The sequence below is a fragment of the Mesorhizobium sp. f-mel genome, assembly GCF_053850215.1.
This window is the reverse complement of the sequence record NZ_JBSPTO010000092.1, coordinates 1-351: the sequence shown is the minus strand read 5'-3', so window position 1 is coordinate 351 and position 351 is coordinate 1. Positions and strand designations below refer to the sequence as shown.

The 351-nt window shown below is 63.0% G+C and carries 1 pseudogene; it reads right to left on the bottom strand.

Annotated features, from left to right (window positions below):
• Positions 1-78: 78 nt before the first annotated feature.
• A pseudogene (locus ACWUKX_RS31035) lies at positions 79-351 on the bottom strand (IS630 family transposase); the annotation flags it as partial.

Sequence of the window (351 nt, the reverse complement as noted above, 5' to 3'; positions counted from 1 at the left end):
CGGAACACACAAACTAAAAGATTCGCACGTCTTGCGTGGTCAGCCCTCAGCAGGGTTGCCATTCGTCTTGAGCAAAGGCCGTGCCAGCTCGCTCAAGGCACTGCCACCAATGCGGGCCGACCGCTCGAGGGCCAGCAGTTCAACCATCTCGTCCAGCGTGATGTTCTTGCAAGCCTTGATCAATCCGGCGATGAAGGCTTCATGCGCATCGAGACTGGAGGCGCGCCGCCAGCCCTGTGGCCGAGGCGTTCGCTCGCCGATTTTCGCCGCGCGATCCAATGGAGCGCACTCGATATCCCCACGCCGAACCGCGCCGCCGCCTGTCGCGCCGACGTACCCTCATCGCAAGCC